The following is an 18,683-nucleotide window of genomic DNA, read 5'->3' on the forward strand; positions in this document are numbered from 1 at the left end:
CATTTTTTCTTTTAACCCAGTTCCCACGCGGCTGACAGATAAGCGGCCAACAGATCAGCAAGCGACCGATCAACAAGCAACGGATAAGTGCCGCCCAGGCTCCGCGATACGTAACCGCCTGTTACCCCGCGAATATGTACCCCCGCAGGTCACCGATGACCAAACCCCGCGACAACCCGCGCCCACGCCGCTACGATAAGAACATAGACACACCACCGACGGTGACAGTCGGGTGAGACCAACGGAAAGGACGACCCGTGACTACCCCCTACGACGCATCCCCCTACCTGCAGGAATCACCCTACCTCAACGAATCCGCCTACCTTCACGGCGAAGCGCCCGAGGGCCTCAGCCCCCTCGTGCGCCTCATCCTGATGCGCCGCTACGGCGTGTACGTCTTCACCGACCTGTACGGCCCCTACTACCGCTCGAACTACTCGAGCATTAACGACCTGCACCACTCCGGCGCATTCGACACCGACCTGGGGCGAGTATCCGTCCTGAGCAATTGCGGTCTGACCCTCAGCCCTGAGTCCCTCGCCCAGGCGCTGAACGCCAGCGCCAACGAATTTGCCCTGTTCGCAACCATCTGGTCCTACGAATACGGCTACCGTCCCGGCCGCGTGTTCCGCCGCGACTTTGATCTGCGCGCCCTGACGCTCACCGACGAGCAGCGCTACACCGAGCAGATCATGCACTACCTCTCCAACCCGTACTACAACCCGGACGGCACCGAGCGAATCCTTGGCGGCCTGCCCGAGAACTACGTGCCCTACGAGTGGCAGCAGCCGATGAGCCGCTCCAACTTCACCAGTATGGAACGCAACCGCCGACCCCTGCAGATGGTCAGCGGCGTGCAGAACGCCCTGATCATGGCGGGTGCCCTCTACCAGCAGCTGCTCGGTCAGCAGCAGGCGTACAACCAGACCGACCAGCGCGACCTGGTGGCGTTGCGCCGTTTCCTCGCCCAGCATGACGCGCTGCCGGCTGCCCGACCGGAGAACACCAGCCGCGAAAACCGCGTGTTCATCGCCGCCTGCCTGCACCCCGAAGACGCTGAGCACCTACGCACCATGAAGGAGGCGCTCGCCCTCGCCGCCGCCTACTCGCGCCTGCGTTACAACGGCACGGTGGGGGACCTGAGCCTGAGCATCGCGCCGCGCCTGAAGCTACGCCGTAACGAACGCACCCGCATCGCGCACCTGCTCAACCGGGTACTGGAGGCTGACCCGGTCGGTGCCCGCTACGACAGCGCACCCGCCGCCGAAATGTACAAGCGCCTCGTCAAGGCGATTCACCCCGGCGACTACCCGTCACTGACCGCGCTGAGCCGCTGGGCTGACGACCTGTACCGCGGCGAAGTGTACAGCTTCGAATCGCTGGTGGACCGCGCCTACGCAACCCGGGATGCGCAGAACGTGGCACGTCTGCTCTCTACCCGCCCCGGCGTGTTTGCGCGCCAGCTGGTGCGCGCCCTGGATGCTTTCGAGGCTCCGCGCTACGGCATCGACACCGCGCCGAGCCCCGGCCAGCAGGTCATCTTTGACGCGTTTGCCGCCGTGGCGCCACGCGTTTCCGCGCCCATCCTGGTGCAGATCCGCAACCTGGTGACCCTGCAGCGTAATGCGCTCGCGAACCCGCCGAAGGAGCGCCCCGCCAACCCGGTGGCGGTGCAGGAGGACCGGGAGCTCGCTGACTACGCGCGCCGCAATCCGGAGGGTGTCGCGAGGGTTCAGAACCTCATGCAGAACGCGGGCATCCCGAACCCGCTGGGCTCGTTCTTTGACCGTAACGCCGGCCTGTCTAACCCGCACACCTCTGTTCCCGAGAGCCCGCGAAACACTCAGCGTGTCGCGGCTTCCACTCAGAAGGCTCAGCCTGCCGCCCCACAGCGCATGAACCTGTCCAAGACCGGCATCGCCACCATGATTCCGGCGCGCGAGTACAATCCGGCGGTGCTGGACCTGCTGGAGCGCCTGGTCGAGATTGGCCTGTCTGGTCGCCTTGCCGAGACCAGCATCTACCTGCCCGAGCAGGTGGGTGATACGATCATGCCGCTGAACACCCGCAGCGCCCGCCCCTCCCTGGACGGCATGGGCCGCTACAACACCTCGACGGTGCACCTGCCGCCCACCGGCGTGATCCGCCTCTTCTGCTTCTGGGATGAGGGCGTGGACATTGACCTGTCGCTGATGATGTTCGACGCCGAAGGCAACTACATGGACAAGATCAGCTACTGGTCGCAGACCGTGAAGAACAGCCAGGGCGCCATCTACGCGCACCACTCCGGCGACATTACCGACGGTACCGGCGGCGCCTGGGAGTACATCGACATTGAGGCTCGCAAGGCGCTCAAGGCGGAGGTGTGCTACCTCGTGCCGGTGGTGCAGCTGTACTCCGGCTTCGGGGAGGCACACACCCTGGCCGCGGTGAACGACCTGCAGGCGGGCTTCATGGTGGTGCCCGCCGTGGGCGTGGGCGAGGTGCACGAGGTGAGCCAGGTGCACACCAAGTTCACCTTGCGCGCTGAGAGCCGCGGTGTGCTGCCGTTCATCGTGGATCTGCAGAACCGCGACCCGTACGACATCCCGGAGGAGACCGACGCCATCGTGAAGGTGACGGATATCGGTCTTGCCCACGGTATTAACGTGTTGCAGTCTGGCGCGAACATCACCGCCGTGCGTGAGCACTTTGACTGGGCGCAGCCCATGACGGTGCGCGAGTACCTGCAGCTGACCGGCGCGAAGCTTGCGGCGAGCCCCGAGGAGGCGCAGGAGGTGCTGGAGGCGACGGTTCCGTCGCTGGCGGCACTGTACGTGGGCTTCGAGGGGGAGGAATCTTCGTAAGGAGCAAGAGCTGCAGAATCCTACCACCCCTGAGAAGTAGACGGGCATAGCAAAGGGTGGAGCCCCGGATAGCAACTATCCGGGGCTCCACCCTTTTTGTCATGTCATAACATTTTAGAATCTTCGTTGGATGATGAAGATGTACTGGTTTACTTAGGCGACTGCCTCGAGCTGTTGGCTCACGTACTGGTTCAGGCTCTGGTGAGAAAGCGCTGCCTGCTGGACCAAACGACGATGCAATTGCGGTGAAACACGTAGGTTGAATCGTCCCGAGAAGGAACGCAGGGAGAACGGTTCGGGTGCCTCGCGGCCGTCTTCTTCAAGAATTTCGAGGGTGTCGGCGACGACTTCTCGAATACCTGCGAATGCTTCGGTCGAGGTTGGGGCCAGGTACGAGAGGCTGGGGAATTCGGCAACGGTTCCGACAAATTCCTGGTCGTCTTCAGACCACTCCACGCGGTAGGTGTAGAGCTCTTGGCGGGGGAGAGTGTGACTCAGCATACTTTATAGTACCACTTCTGGTACCATTTCGGGCTGGTTTAAAACCATAGAGAAAAGCCCCGGGTAGTTGAAACTATCCGGGGCTCCACCCTTTATCCAATGCAGTTCAGAACCGAACCTTAGGGGCGGTTCTCAGGAGCCAGCGACTCCTCAGTTGCAAAAATCAGGGTCTGCTTCTTACCACGCGCACCCACCGCCGGGGTTTCCAACAGCAGCTGCGCGTTCAGGTCCTCAGCGTCCAGCTTCGCGCCAGCCAGAAGGCGGCTGGTCGCATCCTGCTTATCCTCACCGGTGATGAGGAAGAACACGTGACGCGAATTATTGATAATCGGTAGGGTCACCGACACGCGCTCAGCCGGCGGCTTCGGCGAATCGGACACCATCACGGTCACAGCCTTACCGCCCTCAACCGGGTCCTCCGGCAGACCGGTACCCAGCAGAACCTGCTTACGGCCCGGGAACAGGGAAGCAATATGACCGTCCGGGCCCATGCCCAGCAGGGTGATATCAAAGACCGGTGCGGGCCACTGGCCGCCACCGCCACCACCGCAGCCTCCGCCGCCGCATCCGCAACCACCTGCGGGCTCAGCAGCCTCAGCGTCAAAGTCTTCGAGAGTGGTCTCTTCGATGGACTGCTCGGGTGCGGAAGAGCCGCAACCGCCGCCACCACAACCACAGCCGCCGGAGCCGCCGTGCTCGTGACCTGCGCCGCCACCGTGACCGCCAGCCAGCGGCAGTTCGGTTGCGCCCTCGGGCATCTGCACGCTCACAGCCGGTGCAGAACCGGCGTAGTCGCGCATCTCAAAGGCGTAGTGCTCAGCCGCAGCCTCAAGACCGGTGAAAATATCGGACGGACCCATGCGGTGCACATTGCCCACGACCAGGCCGTGCGACAGCAGGGGAGCGAGCAGCACCTCAATAGCCTGACCGTCATTACGTTCGGGGCTACGCTCGGGTACGAAACGCTCATCGGAGAACCAGAAGTGCACGCGGGACCAGTCGATATCCTTCACGCGCTCGTTCTCAGCCCACGCCTTCAAAGTGGCGATACCCATCGTGCCGCCGGTCAGCGAAATGTGGGCGATCGTGCGCTCAGAGAGCACGTGCTCAATGATGTCGAGGATGCGGGTCACCGCGTCCGCTGCGAGAGCGTCGCGGGTCGGGTGCGCCACCAGGGTGGGGGTGGATGCGCCCATGTTCTGAATCTTAGGCATCGAAAACCTCCGGGTATTCTTCGAGATCCAGCATGTCTTCAGGCTGGCAGGTATCGTCCACGAGGGTTACGGTGCACAGCGCCTGCTTCAGCACGTCACCGTAGGTGTCGTCCGGGTCGAGGCGGCGCAGCTCCTCAGAGATACACTCGGCGAGGGTACGCACCGGCAGCGCAATCTGCTGATCGGGCGCGTACGGGGTGGAGATGGTCGCCACGGAAATGCCGGGGCGGAACATCGTCACGGAACCGTCTTCACGCTCAATGCTGACGCGGTACAGGCCACGGTTTGCCGCGCCGATGGTGGCGAGGTGTACGGGCGCTTCAAGCTTCCAGCCGAGCCACGTACCGAGTAGCACCACGGACGGGGACTTGCTCGAACCCCACACAACCACGCGGCGTACGGGGGAGGAAGGCATCTGCTCCATGAGCGCCGCCAGCTGGGTGCGCCACAGGGTGAGGCGGGTCCATGCCAGGTCGGTGTCGCCTGCACGGAATACGTCGGTGAGCTTGCGCAGCGCTTCCTTCGGGTCGTCGGCGCGTGCAGAGTCGGTAATGCGACGCTGCGCGATACGACCGATGGAGTGCTGTGCCGGGTTCTCGGGCACCGAGTGCGGCCACCAGACCACAATCGGGGAGTCCGGCAGCAACAGACCGGAGATCAGTGCTTCGGTCGGGCGGGATGCGCTACCCCAGCCGCGCAGAACAATCATCTCGGATGCGCCGGTGTCGCCGCCGAGGTGGATTTCTGCATCCAGCTGGTCCGGGTCGAGCGGGTCGTGAGAGATGTGCACAATAATGCGGCTCGGGTGTTCGTGGGAGGCACGAATTGCGGCGCGCATTGCTTCGCGGGAGTGGCCCTTTTCCGCGAGGACAACAAGGGTGAGAACTCGTCCGCTGCTGAGGCTACCGTTGGCGGCAGTCAGGTGGCTCAGTTCCTTGTTGATAGCGGAAACGGTGGTGTTATGCAGGTGCGAGATCACGGGCGCCTCCAAGCGCGGTTGTCACGCTCAAGCATCTCGTGTGCTGAACGCGGACCCCACGAACCGGACTCGTAGGGTTCAGGCTTAATGCGGTTTTCTTCCCAGTACTCTTCGAAGGGGTCGAGGATCTTCCAGGAGAGCTCAACTTCTTCGTGGCGGGGGAACAGCGGCGGCTCGCCGAGCAGAACGTCCAGGATGAGGCGTTCGTAGGCTTCGGGGGACTCTTCGGTGAAGGAGTGGCCGTAGCCGAAGTCCATGTTGACGTCGCGGATTTCCATCTGGGTGCCGGGCACCTTCGCGGAGAATCGGATGGTCATGCCTTCGTCGGGCTGCACGCGGATGACGATGGCGTTCTGGCCGACCTGCGGGTTTTCACGTTCGCCGAAGAGACGGTCGGAGGACTTCTTGAAGACCACGGCGATTTCGGTGACTCGGCGGCCCAGGCGCTTGCCGGCGCGCAGGTAGAAGGGGGTGCCTTCCCAGCGGCGGTTGGCGATGGACACCTTCAGCGCTGCGAAGGTTTCGGTGCGGGAGTCTGCGGGGATGTCGTTCTCGTCGAAGAAACCGTTGACGTGTTCGCCGCCCTGGTAGCCTGCGGCGTACTGGCCGAGTGCGAAGGAGTTCGGCAGGTCGTCGATGCGCACAGCTTCGAGGACCTTCGCCTTTTCGGCGCGCAGGTGCTTCGCGTCGAGGCTGAGGGGCTCTTCCATGGCGGTGAGGGCGAGCAGCTGCAGCAGGTGGTTCTGGATGACGTCGCGGGCCGCACCCACGCCGTCATAGTAGCCTGCGCGGGAGCCGATGCCGATGTCTTCAGCCATGGTGATCTGGACGTGATCCACGTAGTGGGAATTCCAGAGGGGCTCGAACATCTGGTTGGAGAAACGCATCGCCAGGATGTTCTGAACGGTTTCCTTGCCCAGGTAGTGGTCGATGCGGAACACGGCGTCGGGCGGGAAGACTGCCTCCACGATGGAGTTCAGTTCGCGTGCGCTCTCAAGGTTGTGGCCGAAGGGCTTCTCAATGACCACGCGGCGCCAACCATCGACAGGGTTGACGGTGTCGTTATCGCGCGATGCGAGGTCGTGTTCGGCGAGCTTGGTGAGGACCTGCTCGAATGCCTTCGGGGGGATGGAGAGGTAGAAGGCGTGGTTGCCGTGAGCGCCACGCTCGTCGAGCTCTGCGAGGGTGCTCTTGAGCTGTTCATAGGCTGCGTCGTCGTCGAAGGCACCAACGACGAATCGTATGCCCTGCTGGAACTGGTTCCATACGTCTTCGCGGAAGGGGGTGCGGGCGTTTGCCTCAACAGATTCACGCACGTAGGAGCGGAAGTCGTCATCGCTCCAGGGGCGGCGGCCGAAGCCGACAAGGCCGAAGCTCGGCGGGAGCAAACCGCGGTTCATGAGGTCATACACTGCCGGAAGCAGCTTCTTGCGGGCCAGGTCACCGGTTACGCCAAAGAAGACGAGCGCGGACGGCCCCGCAATGCGGGTAATGCGGCGGTCGCGAGTGTCCCTGAGAGGGTTCGCTTCATGACCGATAGTCACAATATATTCCTTTGATTGCCTTGGTTGGTTCGTGCGGCGCGCGGTTCGTACCTTGTCGCGCGGAGGCGATGCCGCATTCTGGAAGGTGTGTCCCTGTATTGTACCGGTTTTTGACGGAATGATATGAGGGGCACCTAACCCGCCGAGATTCTCCGGGGTGGCCTGAGTGGTGAAGCTCGGGCGGGAACCCTGACGAAAATCCCGGCGGATTAGGGTGCGGTGCCGCGGTGCGCATCGGGCGGTGCACACCGACAGCGGTTAGTGCCGCGCTATAGTTCGGCGGCTACTAGCGGCTACTTGGCCTGCTCGAGTGCCTCACGGACGGTCTGCAGCAGCTCTTCCCAGGAGACGTCGAACTTGGACAGGCCCTCGACCTCGAGCTTCTCCACGACCTCCGGGTAGGAGACGTAAGCGGAGATAGCGTCCAGAACCTCGTTGGACTCGGAGTAGTTCGGAACGATGGTGTTGCCGGTGACCTCGCCGTGGTCGGCAACAGCGTTCAGGGTTGCCTCGGGCATGGTGTTCACGGTGTTGGGTGCAACCAGGCCGGTCACGTACAGGGTGTCGGGCAGTGCGGGGTCCTTCACGCCGGTGGATGCCCACAGCGGGCGCTGTACGTTCGCGCCGTGTGCCTGCAGGCGTGCCCAACGCTCGGAGGAGAACATTTCCTCGAAGACCTCGTAGGCGAGGCGTGCGTTCGCCAGACCTGCCTTGCCCTTGAGCTGCACAGCGTCGCCGCCGGCAGCTTCGAGGCGTGCATCAATTTCGGTGTCTACGCGGGAGACGAAGAAGGATGCGACCGAGTGGATGGTGGACAGGTCCTTACCGTTCTCCAGCGCCTGCTCCAGGCCGAGCATGTAGGCGTTGATGACCTCGCGGTAGCGGGTCAGGGAGAAGATCAGGGTCACGTTCACGCTGATGCCAGCTGCCAGGGTTTCTGCGATGGGGCGCAGACCTTCCTGGGTTGCGGGGATCTTAATCATGACGTTTTCGCGGCCCACGCGCTCGTAGAGTTCACGTGCCATCTTGGCGGTGCCTTCAGCGTCGCGTGCCAGGCGGGGGTCAACCTCGATGGAGACGCGGCCGTCAAAACCGTTGGATGCCTTGTAGACGGGTTCGAATACGTCGCAGGCGTTGCGCACGTCGTCGCAGGTTGCGGCGAACACTGCTTCTTCAACGCTTGCGCCGGCGGCGGCAAGCTCACGCATCTGCTCGGCGTATGCGGCGCCCTTGGAGAGCGCGCCAGCGAAGATGGTGGGGTTGGTGGTCACGCCGACAACGTTGTGGGTCTTGATGAGTTCGGCAAGGTTGCCGCTGGTCAGACGATCGCGGGAGAGGTCGTCAAGCCAGATGGAGACACCGGCGTCGGAAAGCTTCTGAGTGGACTCAGACATGTGAAAACCTTCGATTCTTTGTCGAGATTGAAATATCGAAATTGAAAATTGAGATATCAGTGAAATCTTCTGGGCGGCGGGAGGCTCCGGCTGAGTGGTCAGCCGGAGCCTACCCGTTGCGTCTGCACCCCACCCGTACAGAGGAGCCCGTACAGGAGGGGGCGCAGTGTGCGCGGCAGTTACCGCGGCGTTGTTACTGCTTACTTAGCGGCGTCGATGGATTCCTTAGCGGCAGCCACGACAGCCTCTGCGGTGATACCGAATTCGCGGTACAGGGTCTTCGCGTCAGCGGATGCACCGAAGTGCTCGATGGACACGGCGCGGCCGGCGGTGCCGAGCAGGTCGTACCAGCTCATTGCCAGGCCAGCCTCGACGGAGACGCGGGCTGCAACCGAGGAGGGCAGGACCGACTCGCGGTACTCTGCGTCCTGCTCAGCGAACCACTCGCGCGAGGGCATGGAAACCACGCGTGCCGCGATGCCCTGCTCGGCGAGGGTTGCGCGAGCCTGGATAGCCAGCTCAACCTCGGAACCGGTAGCGATCAGGATGACGTCCGGGGTGCCCTCGGTGTCAGCCATGATGTAGCCGCCGCGTGCGGTGCCCTCAGCGGAAGCGAACTTCTCACCCTCAGCGTCCGCGTGCACGTCCTCACGAGCCCAGACGGGCAGGTTCTGGCGGGAGAGCACGATACCTGCGGGGCGGTCGGACTTCTCCAGGATGGTGCGCCATGCGACGGCGGTTTCGTTAGCGTCCGCGGGGCGAACCACGTCGAAGCCGGGGATAGCGCGCAGCGAGGAGAGGTGCTCGATCGGCTGGTGGGTAGGGCCGTCCTCGCCCACACCGATGGAGTCGTGGGTCCACACGTACAGTGCGGGAACGCCCATCAGCGCGGAGAGGCGAACAGCCGGGCGCTGGTAGTCGGAGAACACGAAGAAGGTGCCCGAGAACGCGCGGGTCGGGGAGGAGAGCACAATACCGTTCACGATGGCTGCGGCAGCCTGCTCGCGAATACCGAAGTGCAGAACGCGGCCGTAGGGGTTGCCGGTCCAGTCTTCGGTGCTACGAGATGCCGGGTTGAAGGACTCTGCACCCTTGATGGTGGTCAGGTTCGAGCCGGCGAGGTCAGCGGAGCCGCCCCACAGCTCGGGGAAGGTGTCAGCAATAGCGTTGATGACGGTGCCGGATGCTGCGCGGGTTGCCACGGAGGTGCCAGCCTCGAACACGGGGAAAGCAGCCTTGTAGTCTGCGGGCAGTTCGCCTGCGACGAGGCGCTTGTACAGTTCGGCGCGCTCGGGGTTTGCCTTAGCCCATGCCTCGAACTTCTCGTCCCATGCCTTATGTGCAGCCGCGCCGCGCTCGACAAGCTGGCGGGTGTGTGCCAGGACGTTCTCCTCGATGAAGAAGCTCTTGGCGGGGTCGAAGCCGAGCAGTTCCTTGGTTGCGGCGACCTCTTCAGCGCCGAGCTTGGAGCCGTGTACTGCGCCGGTGTTCTGCTTGGTGGGTGCAGGGTAGCCGATGACGGTGCGCAGCTCAATGAAGGAGGGCTTGTCGGTGACAGCCTTTGCACGCTCAATAGCGGCGTACAGTTCTGCGACGTCCTCAACGTAGTCGCCGGTGCGGGTCCAGTCCACGCGCTGAACATCCCAACCGTAGGACTCGTAGCGCTTTGCTACGTCCTCGGTGAAGGCAACGTCGGTGTCTTCCTCAATGGAGATGTGGTTGCGGTCCCAGACGATGATCAGGTTGCCGAGCTCCTGGTGACCTGCGAGCGCGCACGCCTCGGCGGTGACGCCTTCCTGCACGTCACCTTCGGAGGCGATGACGTAGACGTGGTGGTCGAAGGGGGAGGTGCCCGGTGCTGCTTCGGGGTCGAACATGCCGCGCATACGGCGCTGTGCGTAGGCGAAACCAACAGCGGATGCTAGGCCCTGGCCGAGCGGGCCGGTGGTGATTTCTACGCCCTTGGTGTGCTTGTATTCGGGGTGGCCGGGGGTGAGGGCGCCCCAGGTGCGCAGGGCTTCCAGGTCGCTCATTTCGAGGCCGTAGCCGCCGAGGAACAGCTGAGTGTACAGGGTGAGGGAGGTGTGGCCGGGGGACAGGATGAAGCGGTCACGGCCTTCCCAGCGGTCGTCGGAGGGATCCTGGTTCATGACCTTCTGGAAGAGCAGGTAGGCGACCGGCGCCAGGCTCATTGCGGTACCGGGGTGGCCGGAGCCGACCTTCTCTACGGCGTCAGCGGCGAGGATACGTGCGGTATCTACGGCGCGCTGGTCGGTTTCTGTCCACTGGAAGTTCTCTGCCACGTGGGTTCCTTTCGCAACGTGAGTGGATGCGCCAGCAGGCTTGTGCTAGCGCGCTGTCCGTCGGGTGTAACGTGCCTTCCGGGGTGCTTATTCCCGCGCCGGTAGGTGACGGGGTAGGTACCAGGGTAGGTGCGGGGCACACGGGGTGCTGTGTGCGGGGCGTCCGGAGAGTTGTTTCGACCCTTTCGTTTTAACAGGATAGTTCACTGGGCGGCAGTATCCGGTGTGTGAATGCAGACATTCACAGGGTGATACGGGGCTGAGATGGAGAAAAAGCGACGCTACAACGCGGGCTCCGCGGATTTCACGGTGAACGTTTGAGCTGTGTTTCTGAGCTATGCGCTGAATATTGTTCAGTAACGTAACAATTTTTGTGTAAGTGGTGAAGCTCATGTTAAGGTTGAGCAGGAAGGTTGCGGACCGAAACAGTGGTTGGGTCGGTCTGCATCTCGGTGATTGAAGCCCCTCCTCCGCGTGGGAACTGATGATTATCTTGCTGTGGTGGCGAGATATAAGGTTCTGGAGAAGGGTGCTATCTTTTAGTCTCTGACCGTGCACATTGTGTGTGGTTGAGGCTAAAGGTTTGTGTTAAATAAATGGGCGCCGGATATGGTCGGAACATATCCGGCGCCCGCCTTTTAACCTGCGGTTACTTTAAACCGCCTCTAGTCAGACCATTTGAGCTAGTCAGACCACTTGAACTTGCGCGAGGCAATAAACCCAATGACCACGGTCCACACGATGATTACCCAGTGCGGTTCGGCGAGCCACTGATGCTGAATGAAGTTGCCGCGCAGCGCATCGCCCAGAGCCGCCGAGGGGGACCATGCCACAACCCCGGCGTACCAGTCGGGGAAGGACTTGAGCGGGAACACCACGCCGCCGGCGCCGGCAAGAATCACCCAGGCAATATTCACGATGGCGAGGGTCGCCTCCGCGCGCACCGTACCGGCGATGAGCAGGCCCAGTGCCGTAAACGCGCCGGCACCCATGAGCATTGTGATGATGGAGCGCGAGACGGCGATAGCGTCCGGGCGCCAGCCCAGACCGTAGCCGAGCACCGCAACCAGCGTGAACTGAATCGCCACAACCACCAGCACCGCAATGCATTTGCCCATGATCAGGCCGTTGCGGCCCAGGGGAGTGGTCGCCAGGAATCGCAGCACGCCGTAGCGGCGATCAAAACCGGTCGCAATGCCCTGACCGGACAGTGCCGTAGAAATCACGCAGAGCGCCAGAACGCCGGGGACCGCCGCGTCCATGCGGGATACACCGACCGAGTTCGCGTACTCATCAATCAGACCGGTGAAACGCAGGGCGATAAGCGCCATGACGGGAAAAATAATGTTCAGCATCAGCTGCTCGCCGTTGCGGAGCATCGCCATGGTCTCGTAGCGGCCCTGCTCGATGACGCGCACGAGCGGGTAGTTTGCGCGCGGGGGAATGTACTCCTCATCTTCGTCAATAGAAGAGACCTTGGGACGGGTGTCTACGGCGCTTTCTTCCATTCGGTTCCCTTCCGCTCGGCTCTCTTCTGCCGGGTTTTTTACAGTGTTTTCTGCAGCCCGGTTGTTGTTAGTGCGTGCGGTGTTGCTCATCGGATATCACGTCCTGAAATGTCGAGGAAGACATCCTCAAGAGTCTTCGGTTCCATGGTGAGAGAAATCGGCATGAGGTAACGCTCAGCGAGAGCGGAGGTGAATGCCGCCAGATGCTCGGGGCGTAGCGCGCCGACCAGCTCATACTCGCCAGGCACGGAGGGTGCGCCGTCACGAGCCGGGGTGTAGGGCACCTTCTCGATGAGCTCCACACCGGCACGCAGATGCGCGGGCAGCAGTTGCTCACGGGTGGGGGTGGGTGCATCCAGTGTGTACTGCAGGCGGTTCGTGCCGTCGCTGGCAATGAGCTCGGAGACGGTACCTTCCTGAACCGTGGTGCCGTTTTCAATGATGTACACGTAGTCGGCGAGCTTCTGCGCGTCGTCAATCAGGTGCGTGGTGAGCACAATGGCGGTGCCGAGTTCACGCTGTTCACGAATGATGTCGAAGACGACGTTGCGGGATTGCGGGTCCAGGCCTGCGGAGGGCTCGTCGAGGAAGAGCACGTCCGGGCGGCCGATGAGGGCGGCAGCCAGGGAGACACGCTGCTTCTGACCGCCCGAAAGGCGGCGAATCGTGGTGCCGTTGAAGGCATCAATGCCGAGGCGTTCTGCCAGCTCTTCGACCGGGTACGGGTCGGTGTACATGGTGGAGATGTGTTCCAGCAGCGGGATGGGGTGCATGGCGTTGGGCAGGCCGCCGTCCTGGAGCATAATGCCGACCTTGGCACGCAGCTCCGGGTCTGCCTGTAGCGGGTTTTCTCCGAGGAGGCGCACGGTACCGCGGGTGGGTTTGAGCAGACCCTGCGCGCAGGCGAGGGTCGTGGTTTTGCCGGCGCCGTTGGCTCCGAGGAGGACGACCACCTCGCCGGGGAAGACGCGCAGGTTGACCTTGTTGACGGCGCGGTAGAGCCCGCTGGCGGTGAGCCGTTCGGGGTATTTGGTTCGGAAGGCGCGTGAGGGTTTGAACTCTTTGATGAGGTCTTTAATACTGAGCGCCGGTTCTTCGGTGATGATGCGTCGTCGTGCGGTGGGGGAGGCGCTGGGCTCCGTGTGGTGCTCAGCGTGTGCCGTTGGCGTGGCGGATGTACGCCCCGGGTGGTCCTGCTGGCCCGCGGTGGTGGTCTCCATAGACAGTCACTTTCGATTTTTTCGATGAATGAGCGTGTGTGCCCCCTTCATCTTATGCCCTAACTCACGTTTAAGGCACACTTGTTACGACTTAAAAGTTCACCCTAAGGTAGAAAAGTTAGCAAGTAGGGGTACCTAACTAGCCAAAGAAAAACTAATTAGGACATACTTTATTTGTGTATTCCGTGAATAAGACCCCTCAGCGCGTCTCAACGAACGAGGCGCAGACCCGAAACGGCACCCGAACCGCCGCCTCGGGCTCTACTGGTGCTTCCAGTACAAAGTCCTCCGCGGCACGCACATCCAAGCGCAAAGCCGAGGCAGAAGAACGCACCAGGGACCGCGTCCTGCGTGAAGTCCTCAACAACGGCCCCGTATCCGCAGCAACCCTCGGTGAACTCCTCAGCCTCACCCCCGCAGCGGTACGCCGCCACCTCGACGCCCTCGAATCCAACAACATGATCGAGGTCGCGCCCATCAAAAAGCACGGCGCCGGAGCCGGACGACCCGCCCGCCGCTACGTGATCGCCCCCCAGGGCCACGAACGCCTCGGCAACGACTACCTCATCATCGCCCGCGAAGCCCTGCAAATGCTCCGCGACACGGTCGGCCAGGAAGCTCTCGAAGCTTTCGCCTCCGCCCGCGCCGCAGAAATGGAAGCCCGCTACCGACCCGTCGTAGAAGCCGCCGGTGACGATGTGGCAGCCCGAGCGCAGGCACTCGCAGAGGCAATGAGTAAGGACGGTTTCGTGGCGACCGCGCAGGTCACCGCTCCTCCTGCAGGACGAACTGTTCCCGAGCATTTCCTGGCAAGTATTCAGCTCTGTCAGGGTCACTGCCCGGTACGCGACCTCGCTGGAGACTTCCAAGTGTTCTGCGAGCAGGAAACCGGGATTATTTCTGATCTGCTCGGCGTTGATGTTCGTAGGCTTTCAACCATGGCTTCGGGTGCTCACGTGTGTACCACGCACGTGCCCCTGAATCGCGTCACCGCTGAGAGTGAGAAGAACGCAGAAGAATCCGCAGGGAAACCTTCGGAAGAACCTTCCGCGTAACGATCACCGCAGTACCCAGCGGCACACCCCGATGAACCCGTCAAGGGTGCGAGCCGCACGCTGAAATCCGCCCGCAACCACGCGGTGTACACCGCAAGCACACTGCGTACACCGCGTCACGCATTGTGGTTGAGCGCGGTATCAGCCCCCTCAACTACCGCGCCTGCAACCGGCAGGTGGCGGCGAGAAATGTAATAACCATCGAAGAAAGGCCGTAATGACTGAGAAAGTTGGGCAGAACGCCAACGACACCGTCATTTCAGAGATCCTGGAGATGAACCCCGAACTCGAGGGCATTGGCAACTACGAGTACGGTTGGGCAGACTCCGACGAAGCAGGCCAGGTAGCAAAGCGCGGCCTGGATGAGGACGTCGTGCGCGACATCTCTGCAAAGAAGAACGAACCCCAGTGGATGCTGGACATGCGTCTGAAGGCGCTGAAGTTCTTCGAGCGTAAGCCCATGCCCACCTGGGGCGCGGATCTTTCCGAAATCGACTTCGACAACATCAAGTACTTCGTGCGTTCGACCGAGGGTCAGGCGGCTTCTTGGGAGGAGCTGCCCGAGGACATCCGCACCACCTACGAGCGCCTGGGTATCCCCGAGGCGGAGCGTAACTCCCTCGTCGCGGGTGTGGCTGCACAGTACGAGTCTGAGGTCGTGTACCACCAGATCCGTGAGGACCTGGAGAAGCAGGGCGTGATCTTCGTCGACACCGACACCGGTCTGCGCGAATACCCCGAACTGTTCAAGGAATACTTCGGCTCCATCATCCCGATTGGTGACAACAAGTTCTCCGCGCTGAACACCGCCGTATGGTCCGGTGGCTCCTTCGTGTACGTTCCCCCGGGAGTTCACGTGGAGATCCCGCTGCAGGCGTACTTCCGCATTAACACCGAGAACATGGGCCAGTTCGAACGCACCCTGATTATTGCGGACGAAGACTCCTACGTTCACTACATTGAGGGCTGCACCGCCCCCATCTACAAGTCCGACTCCCTGCACTCCGCAGTGGTTGAGATTGTGCTGAAGAAGAACGCACGCGTTCGCTACACCACCATCCAGAACTGGTCGAACAACGTCTATAACCTGGTGACCAAGCGCGCGGTTGCGCACGAGGGCGCCACCATGGAATGGGTGGACGGCAACATCGGTTCGAAGGTCACCCAGAAGTACCCGGCTGTTTATATGGTCGGCGAGCACGCTAAGGGTGAGACCCTGTCCATCGCATTCGCGGGTGAGGGTCAGCACCAGGACACCGGTTCGAAGATGGTTCACATTGCACCGAACACCTCCTCGACCATTGTGTCCAAGTCCGTGGCACGTAACGGCGGTCGTAGCGCATACCGTGGCCTGGTTCAGGTTCGTGAGGGCGCTAAGCACTCCAAGTCCTCCGTGGTCTGTGACGCACTGCTGGTGGACACCATCTCCCGCTCCGACACCTACCCCTATGTGGATGTCCGCGAGGACGATGTGACCATGGGTCACGAGGCGACCGTTTCCCGCGTCTCCGAGGACCAGCTGTTCTACCTGATGCAGCGCGGCCTGAGCGAAGAAGAAGCAATGGCGATGATCGTCCGCGGCTTCGTTGAGCCTATCGCCCGTGAGCTGCCGATGGAGTACGCACTCGAACTGAACCGCCTGATCGAACTTCAGATGGAAGGATCTGTGGGCTAATGCCGACCAACGAAGAAACCCTGGGTTACCACTCCCCGATCATCCCCGGCATGGACCAGGAGGGTGAGAAGCTCGCCACCGAGTTCGCCCACGATGACACCCTGTACCGTGCCACCGAGGCACACCACCAGGGCTCCAACCCGAACAACGTCCAGAAGGTACTCGAAGCATCCCGTGCAGAGCGTAAGACCTCCTACAACGTGGAGGACTTCGCACCCCTGACCGGTCGTGAAGAGGACTGGCGCTTCACCCCGCTGAAGCGTCTGGGCGGCCTGCACCTGGAGAAGCTGACCGGCACCGCACCGGCACCGCAGATCACTGCACCCGAGCAGGTTCAGGTTGAGACCGTCTCCCGCGAGGATGCACGCATCGGCTCCGCAGGTATCCCCGAGGACCGTGTGGCAGCGAACGCATGGTCCAGCTTCACCGAGGCAACCGTGGTGACCATCCCCGCCGAAGCTGAACTGGCTGAGCACGTGGAAATCGACATCACCGGCACCGGCAACGAGCCTGCCGCGCAGCACATCGTGATTGAGGCTAAGCCCTTCTCGAAGGCTGTCGTGGTTCTGCGCCACACCGGCTCCACCGTCCTGGCACAGAACGTTGAGTTCGTGGTGAACGACGAGGCTGAGCTGAACGTTGTTTCTGTGCAGCAGTGGGCTGACGACGCAATTCACGCCTCCGCACACTACGCTAAGCTGGGCCGCAACGCACGCTTCAAGCACGTTGTGGTGTCCCTCGGCGGCGACCTGGTGCGTGTGACCCCCTCCACCAAGTTCACCGCTCCCGGCGCTGAGACTGAAATGTACGGCCTGTACTTCGTAGACGCTGGCCAGCACATTGAGTCCCGCCTGTTCGTGGACCACTCCGTACCCAACTGCAAGTCCCGCGTGACCTACAAGGGTGCGCTACAGGGTAAGGGTGCGCACTCCGTATGGGTTGGTGACGTTCTGATTGGTAAGGATGCAGAAGGCACCGACACCTACGAGCTGAACCGTAACCTGTTGCTGGAAGTTGGCCCCCGCGCCGACTCCGTGCCGAACCTGGAGATTGAGACCGGCCTGATTGAGGGCGCCGGCCACGCATCCACCACCGGCCAGCTCGATGAGCAGCACCTGTGGTACCTGCAGGCTCGCGGTATTCCGGAGGCTGAGGCACGCCGTCTGGTCGTGCGCGGCTTCCTGAACGAGATCATTCAGCAGATTCGTGTTCCCGAACTTGAAGAGCAGCTCACCGAGGCCCTTGAGGCAGAGCTCGCCCTCAGCAACAACTAAGCTTTACCAGGAGAAATCAATGTCTACTCTTGAAATCAAGGACCTTCACGTCTCGGTTATCCTCGACGACGAAACCACCAAGCCCATCCTGAAGGGCGTTAACCTGACCATCAACTCGGGCGAGATTCACGCAATCATGGGCCCGAACGGTTCCGGTAAGTCCACTCTGGCTTCCACCATTGCTGGCCACCCCAAGTACCAGGTTGACTCCGGTCAGATCCTGCTCGACGGCCAGGACATCACCGAGATGAGCGTTGACGAGCGTGCCCGCGCCGGCCTCTTCCTCGCAATGCAGTACCCGGTTGAGATTCCCGGCGTGACCATGTCGAACTTCCTGCGCTCCGCTAAGACCGCAGTGGACGGCAAGGCTCCCTCCCTGCGTACCTGGACCAAGGACGTTAAGGAAGCCATGAAGAACCTGGAGATTGACCCCGCGTTCATCGCACGTAACGTGAACGAGGGCTTCTCCGGTGGTGAGAAGAAGCGCCACGAGATCCTTCAGCTGGAGCTGCTCAAGCCCAAGTTCGGCATCCTGGACGAGACCGACTCCGGTCTGGACGTTGACGCACTGAAGATCGTGTCTGAGGGCGTTAACCGTGCGCACGAGGCTAACGACATGGGCGTCATGCTGATTACCCACTACACCCGCATCCTGCGCTACATCAAGCCGCAGTTCGTGCACGTGTTCGTGGACGGCAAGATGGTTGACCAGGGCGGCCCCGAACTGGCTGACCGCCTGGAAGAAGAGGGCTACGTAGCTTACGTGAGTAAGAAGTAAGCTTCTTCCCTGACCGGATTCTGACAGAAAGATAGAACTATGACTGAGACTGTGCAGGGTCGTGTTCCTCAGGAAGAAATTGAGGAAGCCCTCAAGGAGGTCATTGACCCGGAGCTCGGTGTCAATATTGTTGACCTCGGTCTGCTCTACGGTCTGCGCTGGGATGAGGATGGAACCCTCATTCTGGACCTGACTCTGACCACCGCAGCGTGCCCGCTGCAGGAGGTTATTGAGGAGCAGGTTCAGGCGAACCTGGATAACCTGGTTGATTCTTGGCGTGTGAACTGGGTTTGGATGCCGCCGTGGGGTCCGGAGCGTATTACTGAGGACGGCCGCGATATGATGCGCGCGCTGGGCTTCAACATCTAAGCTCCTAGACGCTGAATAAACAC

Annotated in this window: 14 protein-coding genes; 6 read left to right on the plus strand and 8 right to left on the minus strand. The window is 61.9% G+C overall.

All coding sequences use genetic code 11. The annotated features are described in order from the left end of the window. Window positions 1–257 precede the first annotated feature (257 nt). Window positions 258–2,846, plus strand: a complete 2,589-nt coding sequence (locus tag AB8C10_RS01790; protein ID WP_368866646.1) for a hypothetical protein — start codon at window positions 258–260, stop codon at window positions 2,844–2,846. A gap of 153 nt (window positions 2,847–2,999) precedes the next feature. Here AB8C10_RS01790 and AB8C10_RS01795 read toward each other — a convergent pair whose 3' ends face one another. The 8 genes from AB8C10_RS01795 to AB8C10_RS01830 all read right to left on the minus strand — a co-directional run bounded on the left by AB8C10_RS01795 (window position 3,000) and on the right by AB8C10_RS01830 (window position 13,509). Then, window positions 3,000–3,347 (minus strand): type II toxin-antitoxin system HicB family antitoxin, encoded by a 348-nt coding sequence (locus tag AB8C10_RS01795; RefSeq protein WP_049345365.1) that lies wholly within the window; start codon window positions 3,345–3,347, stop codon window positions 3,000–3,002. 119 nt (window positions 3,348–3,466) lie between these two features. Further along, window positions 3,467–4,561: a 6-phosphogluconolactonase gene (locus AB8C10_RS01800; protein ID WP_049347572.1), complete on the minus strand. Its 1,095-nt coding sequence runs from the start codon at window positions 4,559–4,561 to the stop codon at window positions 3,467–3,469. Then, window positions 4,554–5,540: a glucose-6-phosphate dehydrogenase assembly protein OpcA gene (locus AB8C10_RS01805; RefSeq protein ID WP_005506118.1), complete on the minus strand. Its 987-nt coding sequence runs from the start codon at window positions 5,538–5,540 to the stop codon at window positions 4,554–4,556. Before AB8C10_RS01805 ends, AB8C10_RS01800 begins: the two co-directional genes overlap by 8 nt. Next, complete coding sequence (gene zwf, locus AB8C10_RS01810) at window positions 5,537–7,084, minus strand: glucose-6-phosphate dehydrogenase (RefSeq protein WP_368866647.1); 1,548 nt, start codon at window positions 7,082–7,084, stop codon at window positions 5,537–5,539. Before zwf ends, AB8C10_RS01805 begins: the two co-directional genes overlap by 4 nt. 293 nt (window positions 7,085–7,377) lie before the next feature. Further along, the gene (tal, locus tag AB8C10_RS01815) at window positions 7,378–8,478 is read right to left on the minus strand and encodes a transaldolase (RefSeq protein ID WP_368866648.1); all 1,101 of its coding nucleotides are present in this window, start codon (window positions 8,476–8,478) and stop codon (window positions 7,378–7,380) included. A 200-nt stretch (window positions 8,479–8,678) separates the two neighbouring features. Further along, window positions 8,679–10,781, minus strand: coding sequence for a transketolase (gene tkt, locus AB8C10_RS01820; RefSeq protein WP_368866649.1), 2,103 nt, complete (start codon window positions 10,779–10,781; stop codon window positions 8,679–8,681). 683 nt (window positions 10,782–11,464) lie between these two features. Then, window positions 11,465–12,379: an ABC transporter permease gene (locus tag AB8C10_RS01825; protein WP_368866650.1), complete on the minus strand. Its 915-nt coding sequence runs from the start codon at window positions 12,377–12,379 to the stop codon at window positions 11,465–11,467. After that, a complete protein-coding gene (locus AB8C10_RS01830) occupies window positions 12,376–13,509 on the minus strand; it encodes an ABC transporter ATP-binding protein (protein ID WP_368866651.1) in 1,134 nt (377 codons plus the stop codon). The genes AB8C10_RS01825 and AB8C10_RS01830 overlap by 4 nt, the downstream gene beginning before the upstream one ends. Window positions 13,510–13,685: 176 nt before the next feature. Between AB8C10_RS01830 and AB8C10_RS01835 the strand changes: the two genes are divergently transcribed. The 5 genes from AB8C10_RS01835 (at window position 13,686) to AB8C10_RS01855 (ending at window position 18,660) form a co-directional block, all read left to right on the plus strand. Next, complete coding sequence (locus tag AB8C10_RS01835) at window positions 13,686–14,564, plus strand: helix-turn-helix transcriptional regulator (RefSeq protein ID WP_219101480.1); 879 nt, start codon at window positions 13,686–13,688, stop codon at window positions 14,562–14,564. A gap of 217 nt (window positions 14,565–14,781) precedes the next feature. Beyond that, a complete protein-coding gene (sufB, locus tag AB8C10_RS01840) occupies window positions 14,782–16,239 on the plus strand; it encodes a Fe-S cluster assembly protein SufB (RefSeq protein ID WP_070643258.1) in 1,458 nt (485 codons plus the stop codon). Beyond that, window positions 16,239–17,513, plus strand: a complete 1,275-nt coding sequence (sufD, locus tag AB8C10_RS01845) for a Fe-S cluster assembly protein SufD (protein WP_368866652.1) — start codon at window positions 16,239–16,241, stop codon at window positions 17,511–17,513. Before sufB ends, sufD begins: the two co-directional genes overlap by 1 nt. A 19-nt stretch (window positions 17,514–17,532) precedes the next feature. Continuing rightward, window positions 17,533–18,291, plus strand: a complete 759-nt coding sequence (gene sufC, locus AB8C10_RS01850) for a Fe-S cluster assembly ATPase SufC (protein WP_368866653.1) — start codon at window positions 17,533–17,535, stop codon at window positions 18,289–18,291. A gap of 39 nt (window positions 18,292–18,330) precedes the next feature. Continuing rightward, on the plus strand, window positions 18,331–18,660 hold the full coding sequence (locus AB8C10_RS01855; protein WP_060824818.1) for a metal-sulfur cluster assembly factor: 330 nt from the start codon (window positions 18,331–18,333) through the stop codon (window positions 18,658–18,660). The last annotated feature ends 23 nt before the right edge of the window (window positions 18,661–18,683 follow it).

The organism is Rothia mucilaginosa, from assembly GCF_964210535.1.
Taxonomy (GTDB): Bacteria; Actinomycetota; Actinomycetes; order Actinomycetales; family Micrococcaceae; genus Rothia; species Rothia mucilaginosa_F.

What these genes read in the sequence shown, in the direction of transcription:
- AB8C10_RS01830 (WP_368866651.1), bottom strand. Translation starts at nt 13,509, where the DNA reads ATGGAGACCACCACCGCGGGCCAGCAGGACCACCCGGGGCGTACATCC.
- sufD (WP_368866652.1), top strand. Translation starts at nt 16,239, where the DNA reads ATGCCGACCAACGAAGAAACCCTGGGTTACCACTCCCCGATCATCCCC.
- sufC (WP_368866653.1), top strand. Translation starts at nt 17,533, where the DNA reads ATGTCTACTCTTGAAATCAAGGACCTTCACGTCTCGGTTATCCTCGAC.
- AB8C10_RS01825 (WP_368866650.1), bottom strand. Translation starts at nt 12,379, where the DNA reads ATGAGCAACACCGCACGCACTAACAACAACCGGGCTGCAGAAAACACT.
- AB8C10_RS01855 (WP_060824818.1), top strand. Translation starts at nt 18,331, where the DNA reads ATGACTGAGACTGTGCAGGGTCGTGTTCCTCAGGAAGAAATTGAGGAA.
- tal (WP_368866648.1), bottom strand. Translation starts at nt 8,478, where the DNA reads ATGTCTGAGTCCACTCAGAAGCTTTCCGACGCCGGTGTCTCCATCTGG.
- AB8C10_RS01800 (WP_049347572.1), bottom strand. Translation starts at nt 4,561, where the DNA reads ATGCCTAAGATTCAGAACATGGGCGCATCCACCCCCACCCTGGTGGCG.
- sufB (WP_070643258.1), top strand. Translation starts at nt 14,782, where the DNA reads ATGACTGAGAAAGTTGGGCAGAACGCCAACGACACCGTCATTTCAGAG.
- AB8C10_RS01795 (WP_049345365.1), bottom strand. Translation starts at nt 3,347, where the DNA reads ATGCTGAGTCACACTCTCCCCCGCCAAGAGCTCTACACCTACCGCGTG.